Below are 19,971 nucleotides of genomic sequence, written 5' to 3' on the forward strand. Positions count from 1 at the left end.
TTAAGAAAGGGGAAATGTTATGGAACTTCATGCCTATCTCGGGCGCGCAGGAACTGGGAAATCCCATGAAATGCTCGAGGAAATTACAACTAAAATGTTACAAGATCCTTTAGGTGATCCCATTGTAATCATCGCCCCTACGCAAAATACGTTCCAGCTTGAACAATATTTTGTGAATAACCCCGAACTGAATGGCAGTTTACGTACTGAAGTGCTCCACTTTGAACGTTTAAGTCACCGTATTTTCCAAGAAGTGGGCGGATTAACAGAACAGCCTCTGACAAAAGCTGCGACTGAGATGATGATTTATGATTTATTACAACAACATCAATCAGAATTGAACCTCTATCAATCTCAAGTGAAATATTATGGCTTTAGCGAGAAATTATATGAGCAAATTCAAGATTTTAAACGCTATGCTGTGACACCTGAAGCGATCCAATCCTTTACTGAAGAGACGCCCCTACAAACGAGAACGAAAGATAAACTACAAGATATCGCATTAATCTATCAATATTTAGAAGCACGCATTGAAGGCGAATATGTGTCTCCGGAAGATAGTTTACAGCGTTTCATTGAAATGATGCCGAAGTCAGAATGGTTAGCACACACAGAAATTTACATTGATGGATTTCATAACTTTTCAACACTGGAATATCAAATGATCGAACAACTGACCCGTTGTGCGAAGCGAGTCACAATCGCCTTAACGACAGATGGTGACAAGGATCCATTTAGTCTATTTCGTAAACCGACAGAAACGTTAACACAAATTGAAGAAATTGCAGATAAACTGAACATTTCATTACATACCAAACAATTCAAAGCGCCTCAACGCTTTCAACAACCCGCACTGAACCATCTAGAACAATCATTTGATGCGTTACAATTTGAACCTTCTGCACAACATGAGGGTGTTCAGGTGTTAGAATCATCCTCCATGCGAGAAGAAGTGAATGAAATCGCTAGACGTATCCTGAGAGAGAATCGAGACCAAGGACGCCGTTATCAAGATATTGCGATATTGTACCGTGATGACACGTATGCGCAATTGTTAGAATCCATTTTGCCGCAGTATGATATTCCTTATCATATCGATGTGAAACAATCGATGACGTACCATCCCGTCATGGAAATGTTACGGTCACTGATTGAAGTGATTCAGACGAAATGGCAATTTGATCCGTTAATGCGCTTATTTAAAACGGATGTGCTTACGCAAAAATTCTCCAATAGTCAGTATCTCATAGACTTGCTAGAGAACTTCGTGCTCGAACGCGGTATCTACGGAGCTCGATGGCTAGATGAGCGTTACTTTAACGTAGAGCAATTTAACCGTATGGGTAGAAAGCAACAAACGTTAACCGATGACTTGCGTGATACGTATGAACACGTGATTCAGTTGAAAGATGATGTGCTACAAAAAGTCTTATATGTAGAAAATCAATTTAAAGATTGTCACGATGCAACCGCTTTTGCGACAGCATTTTATGAAGCGTTAGAACACTTTGAACTTCCAAACCAATTGATGACTGAGCGTGATCGCTATGAATTAGATGGACAACCGAGAAAAGCTGAAGAAATCGACCAAATATGGAACGGATTGATTCAAACGCTTGATGATATGGTTGCGGTCTTTGGTGAACAAGAAATGACTCAACAGCATTTCTTAGAACTCTTTGATATTGGTCTAGAACAACTCGAGTTTAACATGATTCCACAAACGTTAGACCAAGTCAGCATTGGTACGATGGATCTCGCCAAAGTGGATAACAAAGCGCACGTTTATCTCGTAGGAATGAATGATGGTGTGCTACCACAAACCGTTACGCTATCCAGTCTCATTACAGATGAAGAGAAGAAATCGTTTGAAACTCATGCGAACATTGAACTGAGTCCAACGTCAGATATATTACAAATGGACGAAGCCTTTGTCTGCTATATAGCAATGACGCGTAGTAAAAGCGCGGTGACATTCTCTTATAGTTTGATGGGTACGAGCAATGATGAAAAAGAAATCAGTCCCTTTTTATCTCAAATACTAGAGCTTTTCAGTGGCTTAACTGTGAATAATATACATCACCAACATCAAGCAAACCCACTGACATTAATGGAACATCCACATCAAACGAAAATCGCATTATTTGAAGCGTTGAAAGCTTGGCTTGATGAAGAAATCGTCGCTGATAGTTGGTTAGATACGTACCAAGTGATGCGCGATGATGAGCGTCTGAATGAGGGACTCGATTATCTATTGACCGCATTAACCTATGATAATGAGACCGTTCGACTCTCTAACAATTTGGCTGAACAGTTGTATGGTAAGACGATGAACGCCAGTGTATCTTGTTTCGAAGGCTATCAAGAATGTCCATTCAAACACTATGCGTCACACGGCTTACGATTAAATGAACGGACGAAATACAAACTTGAGAACTTTGATCTCGGTGATATTTTCCACCAAGTGTTACGTTTCATTTCTGAAAAAGTGGTAGGAAACTTTAAACAGTTAACACGAAAACAAATGCAACAACTCACAGCTGAAGCATTAGAAACCATTTTACCGACTGTGCAGTTTAACCTGTTAAATTCATCCGCGTATTATCGTTATCTATCCCAAAAAATCGGTGCGATCGTTGAGACGACGTTAACTGCATTACAATATCAAGGTAGCCATTCTAAATTTAAGCCAGAACGTTTCGAAACTGGCTTTAGAAGACGGCCACGTAACCCTCAAGAATTACAATCCGTACCATTGAAAACATCTCAAGGCATTCCGATTAACATTCGAGGGCAAATCGACCGAATAGATACGTATACCGATCACGATGAAAGTTTCGTTAATATTGTAGACTATAAATCATCATCAGGCAGTGCCTCGCTAGATCTCACGAAGGTATTTTACGGCAGACAAATGCAAATGGTGACCTATATGGACATTGTGCTACAAAATAAACAACGCCTTGGCTTGAGAGATTTTACTAAACCAGGAGGCATGTTGTATTTCCACGTCCATGAACCGCGCTTAGATTTAGCGTGGAATGAACTTGATGAGACGAAACGCAATCAAAAATTTCTTCAGTCATTCAAATTGAGTGGTTTGGTGAACGAAGATCCGACTGTATTAGAAGCAGTGGACACACGTCTTGAACCAAGCTTTAAATCAGACATCGTGCCAGTGGGATTGAAAAAAGATGGCACTGCGAATGCGAACAGTCAAGTGACAGACGAACAAACGATTTACAAATTAATTCAACATAATAAACGTAATTTCATCGATATTGCATCACAAATTATGGATGGTCATACAGAAGTGGCGCCAATGAAATATGACGATAAATTACCGTGTGAATTTTGTAGCTTCAAACCCGTTTGCCATGTGGATGGCATGATCGATAGCAAACGATATCGCACAGTGGATGAATCCATTGATCCACTGAAAGCAATCCAAGAAATCAAACTTGAAGGAGAGGAGGAAGACGATGGCACCAAAGATTCCAACTAAGCCAGCAGATGTGCAATGGACCGATAACCAATGGAAAAGTATCTATGCGAAAGGTCAAGATACACTCGTTGCTGCAGCTGCAGGTTCAGGTAAAACCGCTGTCCTTGTAGAACGCATTATTCAACGTATTATCAATGATGGGATAGACGTCGATCGCTTACTCGTCGTGACGTTTACGAATGCCAGTGCACGTGAGATGAAACAACGTGTGGAAGCACGGATTCAACAAGCTTCATTAGAACATCCTGATAATGAACATTTAAAAAATCAACGTATTAAAATACATCAAGCACAGATTTCTACGTTACACAGCTTTTGTTTGAAAATGATACAACAACATTATGATGTGTTGGATATTGATCCTAATTTTAGAACCAGTAGTGAAGCGGAAAATGTCTTGTTATTAGAACAAACCATTGATGAAGTGTTGGAACATCATTATGATCTCCTCGACCCTGATTTTGTTGATTTAACGGAACAGCTTTCATCAGACCGTAACGACGACCAACTCAGATTGATGATTAAATCGCTGTATTATTTCAGTGTGGCCAATCCTGCACCATATGAATGGTTAGAACAACTGTCAGAGCCATATGAAAATGCCGACCAGCAACAACAGCTAGGACAATTATTAAACGATACGGCCATGGTATTTATGAACGCAGCGTTAGAATCTCTTAAACAGAGTTACGATTTATTCCACATGTTAGAAGAAACGGACAAACAAATCGCTGTCGTCGAAGAAGAACTTGGCTTTATGCAGCAAGTGATGGAAGGGCCGGTCTTAGATAGTGCACGTATCGCACAGCATACGATGGGGCGTTTTCCTCAGAAGACGAAGAAAATAAGAGAAGCGAACGAGACGATGTTAGACACGTATGATGATGCGAAAAGTCATTTTGATGACTATAAAAAATGGATCGAAAAAGTACAAGTCGATTATTTTTCTCGCTCTAAGGATGCGTTAACTGAAGAAATGCAACGCTTGGCACCCCGTGTACGTTATCTGGCACGTGTGACTACTGATGTCATTCGCACATTTGGTCAGAAGAAACGCTCACGCAACATCTTGGATTTCTCAGACTATGAACACTTTGCGTTAAGTGTGCTGACTGAGCAAGATGGAGCACCTTCAGCGATTGCTGCAGAATATCGTAATCATTTTGAAGAAATTTTAGTCGATGAATATCAAGATACAAACCGTGTGCAAGAAAAGATTTTATCCAGTATTAAACGGGGCACAGAAACAAACGGCAATTTATTTATGGTTGGCGATGTGAAACAATCCATTTATAAATTTAGGCAAGCTGATCCGAGATTGTTTATTGAAAAATATAATCGCTTTACGACAGACGGCAATCAATCGGGTATGCGCATTGACTTGTCTCAAAACTTCCGTTCTCGAAAAGAAGTCCTCACGACGACCAACTATTTATTTAAACACATGATGGATCCTGCGGTTGGAGAGATTGAGTATGACGATGCAGCGCAACTCTATTATAGTGCAGCCTTTGATGATGCAGCGCGACCGGTTGAACTCAATGTGTTAGTAGAAGATCAAGAAAACGATCTCACCGGTGCAGAACAAGAAGCCGACTATATCGCCCAACAAGTCGAAGATATTATGGCAAATCGCACGGTTTATGATGCAAAACAACAGCAATACCGTAAACCAACCTATAAAGATATCGTCATCTTAGAGCGTAGTTATGGGGAAGCACGAGATTTACAACAAGCATTTAAAGACCATAATATTCCATTTCATGTGAACAGTAAGGCAGGGTACTTTGAACAACCTGAAGTGCAATTAATCTTGTCATTTTTACGTACGATAGATAATCCATTACAAGACATCTATTTAGTTGGCCTCATGCGTTCTGTCATATATCAATTTACAGAAGATGAACTTGCAGCAATCCGTGTGGTTAGCCCGAATGATGCGTATTACTATCAATCGATTGTTAACTATATGCAAAGTGATCAAGCTAATACTGCTTTAGTGGACAAATTACAACGGTTTTTAGATGACATCGAACACTATCAACATTTAAGTCAGAAAATGCCGGTGTATCGTCTGATCGAACGATTCTACAATGATCACTATGTCGTGCAATACTTCAGTGGGATTATTGGTGGTCGTAATCGTCGAGCGAACTTATATGGTCTGTTAAACAAAGCCATCGAATTTGAAGATTCTAGTTTCCGTGGTTTATATCAATTTATCCGATTTATCGATGAGTTGATTGAGCGCGGTAAGGATTTCGGTGAGGAAAATGTGGTCGGTCCAAATGACGACGTTGTTTGTATGATGACGATTCATAGCAGTAAAGGGTTAGAATTTCCATTTGTCATCTATGGTGGCTTATCTAAATCCTTTACGAGAAGGGATTTAAGTAAACCAATCATTCTGAATCAAAAATATGGTATGGGTATGAAATATTTTGATGTAGATCAGAAATTAACGTATCCTTCACTCGCGTCAGTGACCTTTAAAGCCATAGCGGAAAAAGAAATGATTTCTGAAGAGATGCGCTTAATCTATGTGGCTTGTACACGCGCGAAAGAACAACTTATCTTAGTCGGTCGCACGAAAGAAGAACAAGAAATCGACAAATGGGTGAAAAAACCAGTATCAGGAGATAAGCTTCCTGTCAGTTTGCGTTTAACAGCAAAACGGCCGATAGACATGATTTATCCTATATTAGCTAAACATCAAGACCCATCATTACCATTGTCGTTACGTTTTGAAGACCATATCGATGAAGTTGATGAACATATGCGACCTGTCGTGCAGATTCAAACAGCTTATTTCGAAGATATGCATCTAATAGATGATCAAGCGTCAGATGAAAAACGCACCGTATCAGATATCAAACATTCTGACCATGGGGACGATGGATTAAAACAACAAATCAGTGACCAGTTGACGTATCAATATCCGCATGAATCAGATACTGTAAAACCTTCTAAACAATCTGTGTCAGAGTTGAAACGGCAGTTAGAAACAGAAGAAGCCGGCACCAATTACGACCGTGTACGCCAATATCGTGTCGGCTATGCGTCTTATGAAAGACCACAATTCATGAGTCAGCGCAAACGACGTCGAGCTAATGAAATCGGTACGTTGATGCACTTCGTCATGCAACATTTGCCATTTGTTGAAGGTGGCTACAATGCATCCTCTCTTGATGCTTACATCGATACCATGATTGAAAGACAATTGATTCAACCTGAGGATAAAAAAGATATTAGTTACGAAGATATTATTTATTTCACACATACTTCACTCTATGATCGTATCGTTCATAGTGATGCCGTATATCGAGAACTCCCTTTTGTCGTTAATGAAGCGAAAGTAGATCAAATCGATGATAGTAGCGGGGACGTCTCTATCATTCAAGGGATGATCGACCTCATTTTTGTGGAAGATGGAAAATACAACTTTGTCGATTATAAAACGGACGTCTTTAACCGCAGAAAAGGTATGACAGACGAAGAAATCGGTGAACAACTGCGCCAACGTTATCAAATTCAAATGACGTATTATCGCAATACGTTAGAAACCATACTGGGTCAAGAAGTTCAAGGCTACTTGTATTTCTTCAAATTTGGTCAGTTATCGATTGATTAGTAAAATGAATGCATTGAACATATTTTAAGGAAGAAAGGGGCAGTGCGTGACCTTGTACTGTTAGGATAAAAGTGATTGGGTCTCTACCCGACATTTTTATCTCACCCCTTAACATCCTTTTCGTTGAGCAGTTTTTAACATATCAATATTTATATGCTTTTACGTACGAATTTTTAGAAATTTCGGTACTTATTTATTTGTGATTTACCTAGAACTATAGTTATAATATGAATAATATACAGATGAGGAGCTGAAACAATTTATGAAATTCTTATCATTTAAACATAATGATCAGACATCTTTTGGAGTGAAAGTGAAACGCGAAGAAGCGGCTTGGGATTTAACCAAAGTGTTTGCAGATTTTGCAGAAGGTGAATTCAATCCTAAAACTTTACTCGAAGGCTTACAACAAAATCAGTTGATTGATTTTCAAGAACAAGTGCGTAAAGCAGTTGTCGCAGCAGAAGATAGCGGTAAAGGTGAAGATTATAAAGTCCAATTCGCAGACATCGAATTCTTACCCCCAGTTACACCAACAAATAATGTCATCGCATTTGGTCGTAACTATGAAGCCCACGCAGATGAGTTAAACCATGAGGTACAACGACTTTACGTATTTACAAAAGCGGCTTCTTCATTAACAGGTGACAATGCGACAATTCCTAATCATCAAGATATTACAGACCAATTAGATTATGAAGGTGAACTCGGTATTGTCATCGGTAAGTCTGGTGAAAAAATTCCTAAAGGTTTAGCACTCGATTATGTTTATGGTTATACCATCATCAATGATATTACAGATCGTAAAGCGCAAAAAGCACAAGATCAAGCTTTCTTATCCAAAAGTTTAACAGGGGGTTGCCCAATGGGTCCTTACATTGTAACTAAAGATGAACTCCCTACACCTGAAGATGTGAACATCGTAACTAAAGTTAATAACGACATTCGTCAAGATGGTAATACGAGTCAAATGATTTTAAAAATTGACGAGTTAATTGAAGCCATTTCTAAATATGTAGCACTACATCCAGGTGATATCATTGCGACAGGTACGCCAGCAGGTGTCGGCGCAGGTATGGATGAACCCCAATACCTTCAACCTGGTGATGAAGTGAAAGTAACAATCGATAATATCGGTACATTAACCAATTATATTGCTGAATAAGCGATGATTATTTTATATAAGCAAGTGGGATGGGTTAAACCATTCCACTTTTTTGAATGGAGTTATAGTAATGGGAGTTTTTAAGATAAAAACTTTCATGATCTTGATAGAGACGCCGTTCTTTTGAAAATCCGCGTGAAATTGATTATACTAGTATGAGCAATTCAATCTTTAGATGTTCATGTTGAAAATGAGATTGACTGGGGGGAATACATTGATACATCTACACATTACGAGCTGGGTCTTATTAATTATTTTATTCTTAGTGAGTTATTATTTTTACTCAGCAAAAGATGGCGCATCAAAAGTTGCAACAATCTTACATATGATTCTAAGACTCATGATGGTGTTCGTACTGTTTACAGGATTCTGGCTATTGATTCAAGCATTCACGGGCCAAAGCGGTACGCACATGTTACTCACATTGAAAATGGTAGGCGGTGTAGCAGTCGTTGCACTGATGGAAATCACATTGACCAAACGTAAAAAAGGGCAAAATGCGATGGCACTCTTCTGGAGTTCAATCGTCGTTACGATTATCACCATTGCATTAGGTGTGATCTTACCATGGGGTCCAATCACAAAAATGTTCGGCCTCTAATATAAAGAAGCGCAAGTATACCCATCACGTATACTTGCGCTTTTTTTAAAATCTTAATCCTTTGTAATGAAGATGAAAAAGCAAATTTACTGTTGATAATTAAAAAGCGACTCTACTCAAATGAGTGTGTAAAGTGGTTTAATTAGATTGCTGAACCCTCCGAGACTCCTGAGGCATTCAGCCGAAACAGAAAATCCATTTTGGCAAATACACGTAGTAATTTAAAGTATTATTTATTAGCCAAAATTAGTTGGCAGTAGCTGACTGGATTGAAGATGCACTCAGTTGAGCTTTTTCAATCCTACTCAGCCTTGCAGGGGTGGTACAACGAAATCTTTATACAAGATTTCTGTACCTCTCCCAAGTGAGGCGCCTAGGAAAGCGAGGAGAAGTAAGCAATCTATAGAAAATAACTTATAGATTGTAATTATCAGCTATAAAAAGAAAACTTTTATTTACTGCTTGCTTTATAGCCAATCATATTAATTAAATCTTTTGGATGGCTGTATGGTGGGGCATAAGTGACTTCAAACTCAGTCAATTCATCTATCGTCATTTGATTTTGCATTGCCATAGACAACACATCAATACGCTTATCTACACCCTCTTCACCCACAGCAGCTGCTCTTATGATTTTACGCGTTCCTTTTTCAAAATAAACACGTAAAAGAATCTCTGTATTTCCTGGGTAATAATCCGCATGTGCATCTTGTTTCACTTCTACCATTTCATAATCAAAATCATCTAACCCTTGTGGATTAATTCCGACACTCGCAAACGTATGGTCGAAGAATTTCACGATATTGCTTCCTAAGTAACCTTTAAACGTGATGCTGTCGTCACCCGCGAGCTGTTGTGCAATGATAGAGGCAGCACGGTGCGCGCCCCAAGCTAAAGGCACATGAGCAGGATAATCTACATGACGATAATGAGACGTAATGATGTCACCTAATGCATAGATGTTTGGAACATTGGTTTGGAAGCGCTCATTAACTGGAATGTAACCGTTGTCATCCATTTCGACACCAGAATTCTGTATAAACTGAGAATTCGGTTTGACGCCAACGCCTTCAATAATCATGTCATATTCACCTGATGTACCTGATTTGAAATAAACGGTATGATCTTCTACTGATGAAACTTTTTCATTTAAATAGTAGGGAATATCGCGTTCCTCTAATTCATCTAAGATAGGTTTGTTCATATCCTGATCCATTAATTTGTTGATTTTTTCAGAGCGATGAATCATCGTAGGTTGGACACCACGTTCGTATAAGTTCTCTAATACTTCTAAGCTAATGTAGCCAGCACCAATCACAAGTGCGTTTTTCACGTTGTGGGTCGTGATATAATCAACGATCGCGTCTGTATCTTCCATATTACGTAGTGTGAAAGCCATCTCGCTATTGAGGCCGAGATTATTTGCGCTACAACCTGGGCTTAAAATTAATGTGTCATACGTGGTTGTGAACGTTTCATCTGCTTGTCGATCATGTACAGACATACGGTTGTGCTCAGCATCAATGCCAGTTACTTCATGATAGGTATATACTTTGACTCCTTTATTGTCGTAGAATCGTTCGGGTGTCAGTGGTAATAAGTCGTCTCGCTCTTTTACTACGTCCCCGATATAATACGGTAACCCACAATTTGCGAAACTCATGTCACGATCTTTTTCGTAAATAATGATTTCACTCTCTGAGTCTAAGCGTCTAATTTGGCTCGCGACGGTCGCACCACCCGCAACTGCGCCTACGATTACGATTCTATTCATCATTTAACCTCCAATCCGTCGTTTTATTTGTTTGGTTTTTTAAGAAAGTGTTAGCTATATTTTGGTTCTTCATAAGACATGTTCAAATCGAAAAAGTCATTTAAATATCGTCCGATTCCATCTTCATTGTTATTGTAAGTGACATGATCGCCCATCTCTTTTAGAGAATCGAGCCCGTTATCCATTACGATGCCATGTCTAGCGTATTTAATCATATCGATATCATTATCTTCATCACCAAAGGCAATGATTTGGTTGCGATCGATATTTAAGTAATCTTTGACGTATTCGATACCACGTGCTTTGTTGATGCCTTTATTGACAATCTCGATGACAGGGAAGGGTGAGCCCCAGCGTCGATGTTCTATATTTTCAGCGTAAAATTGAGTGAGCATGCGTTTGATTTCAACCATGATGCTTTCTTCAGCTTCTACTAGTATAGATGTTGGTGCTTGGGTAATGTTGGTTAACAAATTGCCAACTTCAATTTTTGGATTTCCCATTGAAAAGCCATCAAAAAGACGTTGGTCATAGTTATCTATGTATACGTGATCTTTAATTTCTGCAATGATATTCGAAACCCCGAAGTCTTTGAGTGATTCGATAATGCTGGTAGCGATGCCAGTATCGAGTGTTTCATGCATCGTTTCAAAAGAAGGATCTTGCGGATGATGGACATACGCCCCGTTAAAGTTAACTACCGGCGTCGTCATATTGAGGGCTTGATAATACTGTTTACAAGCACGGAAAGGGCGACCGGTTGCAATCATCAGTTGATGGCCTTCAGAGCGAAGTCGCTGTAATACAGCTTTCGTATAAGGAGAAATCGTTTTTTCGTCGTTCAAAAGTGTGCCGTCTAAGTCAAGGCATATAAGATAAGGTTTCATAAGTGCCCCCTACGTTGTTTTTTAGATGTATGAATATCATAGCATTTTATTGGCGTTTTGTAAGATATTTGATATATTGTTATTAACATGTTTTGCCAGGGGGTGAAATAAATGGAGGAAGCTTTAAAGGACAGTATTCTAGGTGCTTTAGAGATGGTAATTGACCCTGAAATTGGTATCGATATAGTCAATTTAGGTTTAGTATATAAAGTAAATCTTGATGATGATGGTATATGTAATGTAGAAATGACATTAACTTCAATGGGCTGCCCACTCGGACCACAGCTCATTAACCAAGTTAAAATGGTATTAGCTGAAATACCAGAAATACAAGATACTGAAGTGAACATCGTATGGGATCCACCATGGAATAAAGATATGATGTCACGATACGCTAAAATTGCTTTAGGTATCGGTTAATACAATGTATATTTATTAACAAAGGACTAAATGATAGGATGAGGAACGCCATCGATCATTTAGTCTTTTTTATATGCGTTCATTTTAAGAAAATGGAAAAAACGTAATGCTTACCCTTATATAGCTGTTTCACCAGTCGATACATACCACAAAATGTTTGACCCTATATACTAAAATCATTGCAGTTATGTTACAAAAGGATTAAAATTATAATGATCGAAAGCATATTTACACCAAAAAGATTGGAGATTATTAATTTAGAAAAGAGAGTATGTGAAACATGAATAATAAGGTTAATACGAAGAGATATATGCCCGGTCTCGATGGCTTAAGAGCAATTGCAGTCATTGGGATTATTATATATCACTTGAATAAAAAGTGGTTGACTGGGGGATTTTTAGGGGTAGATACATTTTTTGTTATCTCTGCTTATCTTATTACAAGCTTGTTATTAAAAGAATATCAGGAAACTGGTACAATCCAACTTAAAGCATTTTGGTTAAGACGAATTAAACGGTTGATACCAGCCGTATTCGTGATGGTAGGTGTTGTGATTGTTGCAACGCTTATTTTTAAACCTGCAGAAATCGTGAACATTAAACACGACGCCATCGCTGCAGTTGTCTATCTTTCTAACTGGTGGTATATCGCTACAGATGTGAATTATTTCGACCAATTTGCATTTACGCCACTCAAACATCTTTGGTCATTAGCTATCGAAGAACAATTTTACATCTTTTTTCCGTTAGTCTTAGTATTGTTATTAATATTCGTTAAAAAACCTAAAAACATCACGTTGATTTTTTGGATGATTTCATTGATTTCTTTATTCGTTATGATCATCCTAGCTGGTCCACACACGGGTCATTCCAGAGTCTATTTCGGTACTGACACGCGGTTACAAACGCTATTACTCGGTGTCATCTTAGCATTTTTATGGCCGCCATTTAGATTAAAATCACGTGTACCCAATGCATTGAGATTGGGATTAGATTTGATTGGACTTGGAAGTTTAGCTGGACTCATCATCTTGTTCTTTGTGGTTAATGATGATCAAGCTTGGATTTATAACGGCGGCTTTTACTCAATTTCTACACTGACATTATTGATTATTGCGAGTGCTGTATTACCTTCAGGTGGATTTGCACATCTCTTAGGTAATCGTGTTTTTGTTTACATAGGTAAACGCTCATATAGTTTATACTTATGGCATTTCCCAGTGATTAGCTTTGTTCATTCATACTATGTGAGTGGCCAAATACCAGCTTATGTCTATGTGATTGATATCTTACTCACGGTGGTCATGGCAGAATTGTCTTATCGCTATGTAGAAACGCCGATACGCCGACATGGTTTGAAAGCCTTCAGCTTAAAACGACAATATAGAACACCGTTACTCAGAACACTTATACTATTGTTGTTTTTCGTCCCAGTTATTTTCGTTTTTGCGGGTGCATTTGATAGCTTAGGAAAAGAAGATACGGCAAACAAACCGACGACATTTAATACGTCAGAAATAGAAAATAGAATTGTAAAACCGATACCTATTGATGACGAAGTGCGTGATAAAGTAGGACTCAAACATGATAAGAAAGAAGAACCTAACACGGATTTACAACCGCTGATGATCGGTGACTCGGTGATGGTCGATATCGGCAGTGAGGTTAAAAATAAACTTCCAAAAGCAAAAATTGATGGTCAAGTAGGTAGAAATCTCTACGACGTCCCAACCATTGTTAACGAACACTACAAAGATTATCACGGCAAATCAAATCAAGTTGTGTTAGAGCTTGGTACAAATGGTGACTTCACGAAAGGTCAGTTAAATGAATTAATTGATCAATTTGGTCAAGCGCAAATTTATCTTGTAACGACGCGAGTACCTCGAGAATATGAAAGTCACGTAAACCAACTCATGCATGAAGCTGCTGAAAAGCATGATCACGTGCACGTCATTGATTGGTATGCACGTTCAGAAGGGCATACAGAATACTTTGCGCCAGACGGCATTCACTTGGAACCAGGTGGTGTTCGTGCTCTAACGGATGAAATTGTCAAAGCTCTAGAATCTCAACAAAAACATTAATATTTTGATCATTACAGAAGCGGTAAGAGATTAACGATAGTTAAACTGAGAAGCGTCATATCAAGGTTTACATCGTTTATCAGTCTTATCGCTTTTGTTTATTATTTTTCTTGAAAAAGTGAAGCTTAACTGTTGATTATTTATCTCAAAAGGACTACAATATAATCAAGGTCAAAGAAAGTCAAAGTCAAAAGAACGCATTACTTTGATCATATGATTGATAAATGAGGTGAAGCAATTTGGATGTAAATCAAATGACTTACAAAGTCCAAGAGAGTTTACAAAAAGCAATTGGACTTGCCCAAACCTATGAAAATCAAAATATTGAAATCGAAGCAGTGTTAAAAGCTGCATTAGAAGAAAATGAAAGTTTATTTAACAGTATATTAGAAAGAGCCAATATAGACACCGAAGCACTCGGACAAAGTTATACCAATAAACTCAAAAACTATCCTAATGTACAAGGTGATAATGTACAATACGGACAATATATCAGTCCGAAAACAAACGAATTATTTAATAAAGCTGAATCTTATATGTCATCCTATGAAGATGAATATATTTCAATGGAACATTTATTACTTGCGGCGAATGATATCGATGATACAACGAAACAATACATCGGTAATAAAATAGAAGTCGTGAAAGAAATTATAAATAAAGTCAGAGGGGGAAATCACGTGACATCACAAAATCCAGAAGTGAATTACGAAGCTTTAGAAAAATATGGCCGTGACTTAGTCGAAGAAGTACGTCAAGGCAACATGGACCCCGTTATTGGACGTGATGAAGAAATCAGAAATGCGATTCGTATTTTAAGTCGAAAAACGAAAAATAATCCTGTCCTTATCGGTGAACCTGGTGTAGGTAAAACGGCAATCGTTGAAGGTCTTGCGCAACGTATCGTAAGAAAAGACGTGCCTGAATCACTACTTGATAAAACAATCTTTGAATTAGATTTAAGTGCCATGGTTGCTGGTGCTAAATATCGTGGTGAATTTGAAGAACGCTTAAAAGCAGTATTGAAAGAAGTTAAAGAATCTGATGGACGCATTATTTTATTCATAGACGAAATTCACATGTTAGTCGGTGCAGGTAAAACAGAAGGTTCTATGGATGCCGGAAACATGTTGAAACCGATGTTAGCACGCGGTGAATTACACTGTATCGGTGCTACAACATTAAATGAATACAGAGAAAATATTGAAAAAGACTCTGCCTTAGAACGCCGTTTCCAAAAAGTTCAAGTCAGTGAACCGAATGTAGAAGATACTATCTCTATATTACGTGGCTTAAAAGAACGCTACGAAGTCTATCACGGTGTACGTATCCAAGACCGTGCATTAGTTGCTGCTGCTGAACTTTCTGATCGCTACATTACTGATAGATTCTTACCAGATAAAGCAATCGACTTAGTCGACCAAGCTTGTGCGACAATCCGTACAGAAATGGGCTCTAATCCTACAGAATTAGACCAAGTGAACCGCCGTGTCATGCAGTTAGAAATTGAAGAAAGCGCGTTGAAAAATGAATCCGACAACGCTAGTAAACAACGTCTACAAGAATTACAAGAAGAACTTTCAAATGAAAAAGAAAAACAAGCTGAAATTCAATCTCGTGTCGATCAAGAAAAAGATAAAATCAGCGCACTTCAAGATAAACGTACTGAATTAGATGAAAGTAGAAAAGCATTAGAAGACGCTGAAAACAACTATGATTTAGAAAAAGCGGCAGAATTACAACATGGTAAAATCCCTCAATTAGAAAAAGAATTGCGTGAATTAGAAGATGCGTTCCAAGATGAACAACCAGACGGTCAAGATCGCATCATTCGCGAAGTGGTTTCAGACGAAGAAATCGGTGATATCGTCAGCTCATGGACAGGTATCCCTGTATCTAAACTCGTTGAAACTGAAAGAGAAAAATTATTGAATCTCTCAGATATTTTACACGAACGTGTCGTAGGTCAAGATAAAGCGGTCGACCTCGTTTCAGATGCGGTTGTGAGAGCACGTGCAGGTATTAAAGATCCGAATAGACCGATTGGTAGCTTCCTCTTCTTAGGTCCTACGGGTATCGGTAAAACAGAACTTGCGAAATCACTCGCATCTACACTCTTTGATTCTGAAAAACACATGATTCGCATCGATATGAGTGAATATATGGAAAAACATTCTGTCTCTCGTTTAATCGGAGCTCCTCCAGGCTATGTAGGTCATGATGAAGGGGGTCAATTAACAGAAGCGGTTCGTCGTAATCCATATTCAGTCATTCTATTAGATGAAATTGAAAAAGCACATACCGATGTGTTTAACGTCTTACTTCAAATCTTGGATGAAGGTCGCTTAACAGATTCTCAAGGTAGAAGCGTCGACTTTAAAAACACAATCATTATCATGACAAGTAATATCGGTTCACAAATCTTACTTGAAAATGTGAAAGATAGTGGTGTAATTACCGAAAATACAGAACAAGCAGTTATGGCGAATGTGAACGAATACTTCAAACCAGAAATATTAAACCGTATGGATGATATCGTGCTCTTCAAACCATTAACTGTCGACGATATGAGCTTAATCGTAGATAAGGTAGTTACTCAACTTAATATTCGATTAATGGATCAACGTATTTCTATCGATGTGTCAGATAAAGCGAAAAAATGGTTGGGTGAAGAAGCTTACGAACCTCAATTCGGTGCAAGACCATTGAAACGCTTTGTACAACGACAAATCGAAACACCACTTGCGCGTCGTATGATTAGAGAAGATATGCCAGAAGGTACAACTGTGAAAATTGATTTAACAGATGATGGTTTGACATTTGACCAAATAGAACCAGAAACTGTGCAATAAGTAAGTGGAAACGTACAGAAAATCTAATAGCCTTTCAATAGATAAGCTGTCGGTAAATACATTCTGTTTACCGGCAGTTTTTTATGTTTGAGAATAAAAAAAGCACTTTAACGTGATCTCCAATTGTAGATCAATCGTTAAAGTGCTTACTTTTTTTCGTGAATTTGTTATTTGTTATATGAGCCAGATTTAGCTTTAATGGCTAGATCGAATAATCCGACAAAGATTGTGAAAACAACTGCCATAACTACGGGTACAACTAGGTTAAGTGGACCGCCACCGTTTAGACTGTTGAGAACGAAACCAACCATCTCAAGTAAAAGGACAGCCCAAACAAATACCATGATGTATTTCATAGGGATATGCCTCCAATTTTTATGCTATATAGTATTATTATAAAAGTCTGAACACTAAATAGCAAGGTGCGGCAGTCGTTAGAATTTAACAATTTTGTGCGTACACGTTTGTTGCTATGCATGTGAATCGTCATTATGCCCGTGGCCACGGGACGAAATGTGATAAGCTATTACAGAAAGATTCGGACACATTTGCGTTAACCCATCAATAGAAGGGGTATAGTTCTTGTATTATAAAGAATTTTTATGTTAAATTAATACCTGGTATTAAATAATAAATATTAAATTAAGAAGGTGTACGACCCGTGAATATAGGTATAAAAGGATTTGGCGTATATGCACCTGAAAGAGTAGTGGATAACGCCTACTTTGAATCATTCTTAGATACATCTGATGAATGGATTTCTAAAATGACCGGTATTAAAGAAAGACGTTGGGCAGCAGAAGACGAAGATACTTCTGATATGGCTTACAAAGCAAGTTTGAAAGCAATTGAAGACGCAGGCATTGAAGCAACAGATATTGATATGATTCTCGTTGCGACATCTACAGGGGATTATGCATTCCCAACTGTAGCAAATATGTTGCAACACAAATTAGGCATTGATAAAGTAGCTTCAATGGATCAGCTTGCAGCATGTAGTGGCTTTATGTATTCATTGATCAACGCAAAACAATTTATTCAATCAGGCGATTATCACAATATACTTGTAGTCGGAGCTGATAAACTATCTAAAATTACAGACCTCTCTGATCGCTCTACTGCAGTCCTCTTTGGTGACGGTGCAGGTGCAGCGATACTCGGCGAAGTGTCAGAAGGTCGCGGTATTTTAAGTTATGAACTCGGCTCAGATGGCAGCGGCGGTAAACATTTATATCTTAATCCAGAAAACGGTAAAATATTTATGAACGGTCGTGAAGTGTTCAAATTCGCAGTGCGCATTATGAACGAAGCTTCATCTAAAGCGATCGATAAAGCGAATATCTCACCAGATGACGTCGATATGTTTATTCCACACCAAGCGAATATTCGTATCATGGAATCTGCGCGCCAACGCATTGGCTTACCTGAAGAAAAAATGAGTGTGTCAGTGAATCGCTATGGTAATACATCAGCGGCATCAATTCCGTTAAGTATTGCACAAGAACTTGAAAACGGTAAAATCAAAGACGATGATACACTCGTATTAGTAGGTTTTGGTGGTGGCCTAACTTGGGGCGCCGTAACATTGAGATGGGGAAAATAGGAGGATAAGACATGAGCAAAGAACAACGTGTTGTAATCACAGGTGTCGGCGCGTTATCTCCAATTGGTAACGACGCACACACAACATGGGAAAATGCATTAAAAGGTGTGAATGGGATCGACACCATCACACGTGTAAGTACAGATGATTTCAACGTTCACTTAGCAGGTGAATTGAAAGACTTTAATGTAGAAGATTATATTGATAAAAAAGAAGCTCGTCGTATGGACCGTTTCACTCAATACGCAGTTGTTGCGGCAAGACAAGCAGTTGAAGATGCGAAATTAGACATCAATGAAGATACAGCTGACCGTGTCGGTGTATGGATTGGTTCAGGCATTGGTGGCATGGAAACATTTGAATATGCCCACAATCAATTATTAAAACGTGGTCCACGACGCGTGAGTCCATTCTTCGTACCGATGTTAATTCCAGATATGGCTACAGGACAAGTCTCTATCGATTTAGGCGCTAAAGGTCCTAACGGTGCAACCGTGACAGCATGTGCTACAGGTACAAACTCAATTGGTGAAGCCTTCAAAATCGTTCAACGCGGTGATGCAGATGCGATGATTACGGGTGGTACAGAAGCACCAATCACACATATGGCGATCGCAGGATTCAGTGCGAGCCGTGCTCTATCAACAAATGAAGACAAAGAAACTGCATGCCGTCCATTCTCTGAAGGACGCGATGGTTTCATCATGGGTGAAGGTGCCGGTATCGTTGTCATTGAATCACTTGAATCAGCTAAAAAACGTGGTGCTACGATTTATGCTGAACTTGTTGGTTATGGCTCAACAGGTGATGCTTACCATATCACTGCTCCAGCGCCAGAAGGTGAAGGTGGTGCACGCGCAATGCAAGCTGCTCTAGACGACGCTGGTATTACTGCAGAAGACGTTCAATACTTAAACGCTCATGGTACAAGTACGCCAGTCGGTGACTTAACCGAAGTTCAAGCGATTAAACACACATTTGGATCAGCAGCACAATCACTTAAAGTAAGTTCTACAAAATCCATGACAGGTCACTTACTCGGTGGTACAGGTGGTCTAGAAGCTATCTTCTCTGCGTTATCTATTAGAGATAGTAAAGTCGCACCAACCATTCATGCGGATCATCAAGATCCAGAATGTGACTTAGATATCGTGCCAAATGAAGCACAAGATCTTGATATCACGTATGCGATGAGTAACAGTCTTGGCTTTGGTGGTCACAATGCAGTATTAGTCCTTAAAAAGTATGAAGATTAATCGCTAAAGTTTTTAATATAAATACGGAAAAATATCAATATAGTATTCCCACTGATGTGAGAGGTTCACTCTGACAGTCAGTGGGATATTTTTGTGTGAATATGTGTATTTTACGTATCTTTTGTTATTTAAAACTAACGTTATTGAGTTAAATATATATAAGAATAGATAAAATATATGATTTTAGAAAA

12 protein-coding genes are annotated in these 19,971 nt (G+C 38.6%); 9 read left to right on the forward strand and 3 right to left on the reverse strand.

Going from position 1 to position 19,971, the window contains the following annotated elements:
- Positions 1-19: 19 nt before the first annotated feature.
- From addB to APS80_RS01160, 4 genes are all read left to right on the forward strand, one after another.
- Positions 20-3,505 (forward strand): helicase-exonuclease AddAB subunit AddB, encoded by a 3,486-nt coding sequence (addB, locus tag APS80_RS01145; protein ID WP_059106446.1) that lies wholly within the window; start codon positions 20-22, stop codon positions 3,503-3,505.
- A complete protein-coding gene (gene addA, locus APS80_RS01150; protein ID WP_059106447.1) occupies positions 3,483-7,136 on the forward strand; it encodes a helicase-exonuclease AddAB subunit AddA in 3,654 nt (1,217 codons plus the stop codon). Before addB ends, addA begins: the two co-directional genes overlap by 23 nt.
- A gap of 262 nt (positions 7,137-7,398) precedes the next feature.
- Positions 7,399-8,301 (forward strand): fumarylacetoacetate hydrolase family protein, encoded by a 903-nt coding sequence (locus tag APS80_RS01155; protein WP_059106448.1) that lies wholly within the window; start codon positions 7,399-7,401, stop codon positions 8,299-8,301.
- A 214-nt stretch (positions 8,302-8,515) separates the two neighbouring features.
- Positions 8,516-8,902 (forward strand): YisL family protein, encoded by a 387-nt coding sequence (locus APS80_RS01160; RefSeq protein WP_059106449.1) that lies wholly within the window; start codon positions 8,516-8,518, stop codon positions 8,900-8,902.
- A 451-nt stretch (positions 8,903-9,353) separates the two neighbouring features.
- Here APS80_RS01160 and APS80_RS01165 read toward each other — a convergent pair whose 3' ends face one another.
- Positions 9,354-10,676: a CoA-disulfide reductase gene (locus APS80_RS01165; RefSeq protein WP_059106450.1), complete on the reverse strand. Its 1,323-nt coding sequence runs from the start codon at positions 10,674-10,676 to the stop codon at positions 9,354-9,356.
- Positions 10,677-10,726: 50 nt separating this feature from the next.
- The gene (locus tag APS80_RS01170) at positions 10,727-11,563 is read right to left on the reverse strand and encodes a Cof-type HAD-IIB family hydrolase (protein ID WP_059106451.1); all 837 of its coding nucleotides are present in this window, start codon (positions 11,561-11,563) and stop codon (positions 10,727-10,729) included.
- Between the two features lie 111 nt (positions 11,564-11,674).
- Between APS80_RS01170 and APS80_RS01175 the strand changes: the two genes are divergently transcribed.
- From APS80_RS01175 to clpB, 3 genes are all read left to right on the forward strand, one after another.
- On the forward strand, positions 11,675-11,983 hold the full coding sequence (locus tag APS80_RS01175; protein ID WP_059106452.1) for a metal-sulfur cluster assembly factor: 309 nt from the start codon (positions 11,675-11,677) through the stop codon (positions 11,981-11,983).
- 280 nt (positions 11,984-12,263) lie between these two features.
- The gene (locus APS80_RS01180) at positions 12,264-14,069 is read left to right on the forward strand and encodes an acyltransferase family protein (protein ID WP_059106453.1); all 1,806 of its coding nucleotides are present in this window, start codon (positions 12,264-12,266) and stop codon (positions 14,067-14,069) included.
- A gap of 239 nt (positions 14,070-14,308) precedes the next feature.
- Positions 14,309-16,921, forward strand: a complete 2,613-nt coding sequence (gene clpB, locus APS80_RS01185; RefSeq protein ID WP_059106454.1) for an ATP-dependent chaperone ClpB — start codon at positions 14,309-14,311, stop codon at positions 16,919-16,921.
- 167 nt (positions 16,922-17,088) lie between these two features.
- On the opposite strand, the gene APS80_RS01190 is transcribed toward clpB, so the two are convergent.
- The gene (locus tag APS80_RS01190; protein ID WP_059106455.1) at positions 17,089-17,277 is read right to left on the reverse strand and encodes a DUF2929 family protein; all 189 of its coding nucleotides are present in this window, start codon (positions 17,275-17,277) and stop codon (positions 17,089-17,091) included.
- Positions 17,278-17,582: 305 nt separating this feature from the next.
- Here APS80_RS01190 and APS80_RS01195 point away from each other — a divergent pair, with 305 nt between their 5' ends.
- Together APS80_RS01195 and fabF are read left to right on the forward strand one after the other, a co-directional pair.
- Positions 17,583-18,524 (forward strand): beta-ketoacyl-ACP synthase III, encoded by a 942-nt coding sequence (locus tag APS80_RS01195; protein WP_059106456.1) that lies wholly within the window; start codon positions 17,583-17,585, stop codon positions 18,522-18,524.
- An 11-nt stretch (positions 18,525-18,535) separates the two neighbouring features.
- Positions 18,536-19,780, forward strand: a complete 1,245-nt coding sequence (gene fabF / locus APS80_RS01200) for a beta-ketoacyl-ACP synthase II (protein WP_059106457.1) — start codon at positions 18,536-18,538, stop codon at positions 19,778-19,780.
- The last annotated feature ends 191 nt before the right edge of the window (positions 19,781-19,971 follow it).

It is taken from the genome of Staphylococcus auricularis, assembly GCF_001500315.1.
Lineage (GTDB): Bacteria > Bacillota > Bacilli > Staphylococcales > Staphylococcaceae > Staphylococcus > Staphylococcus auricularis.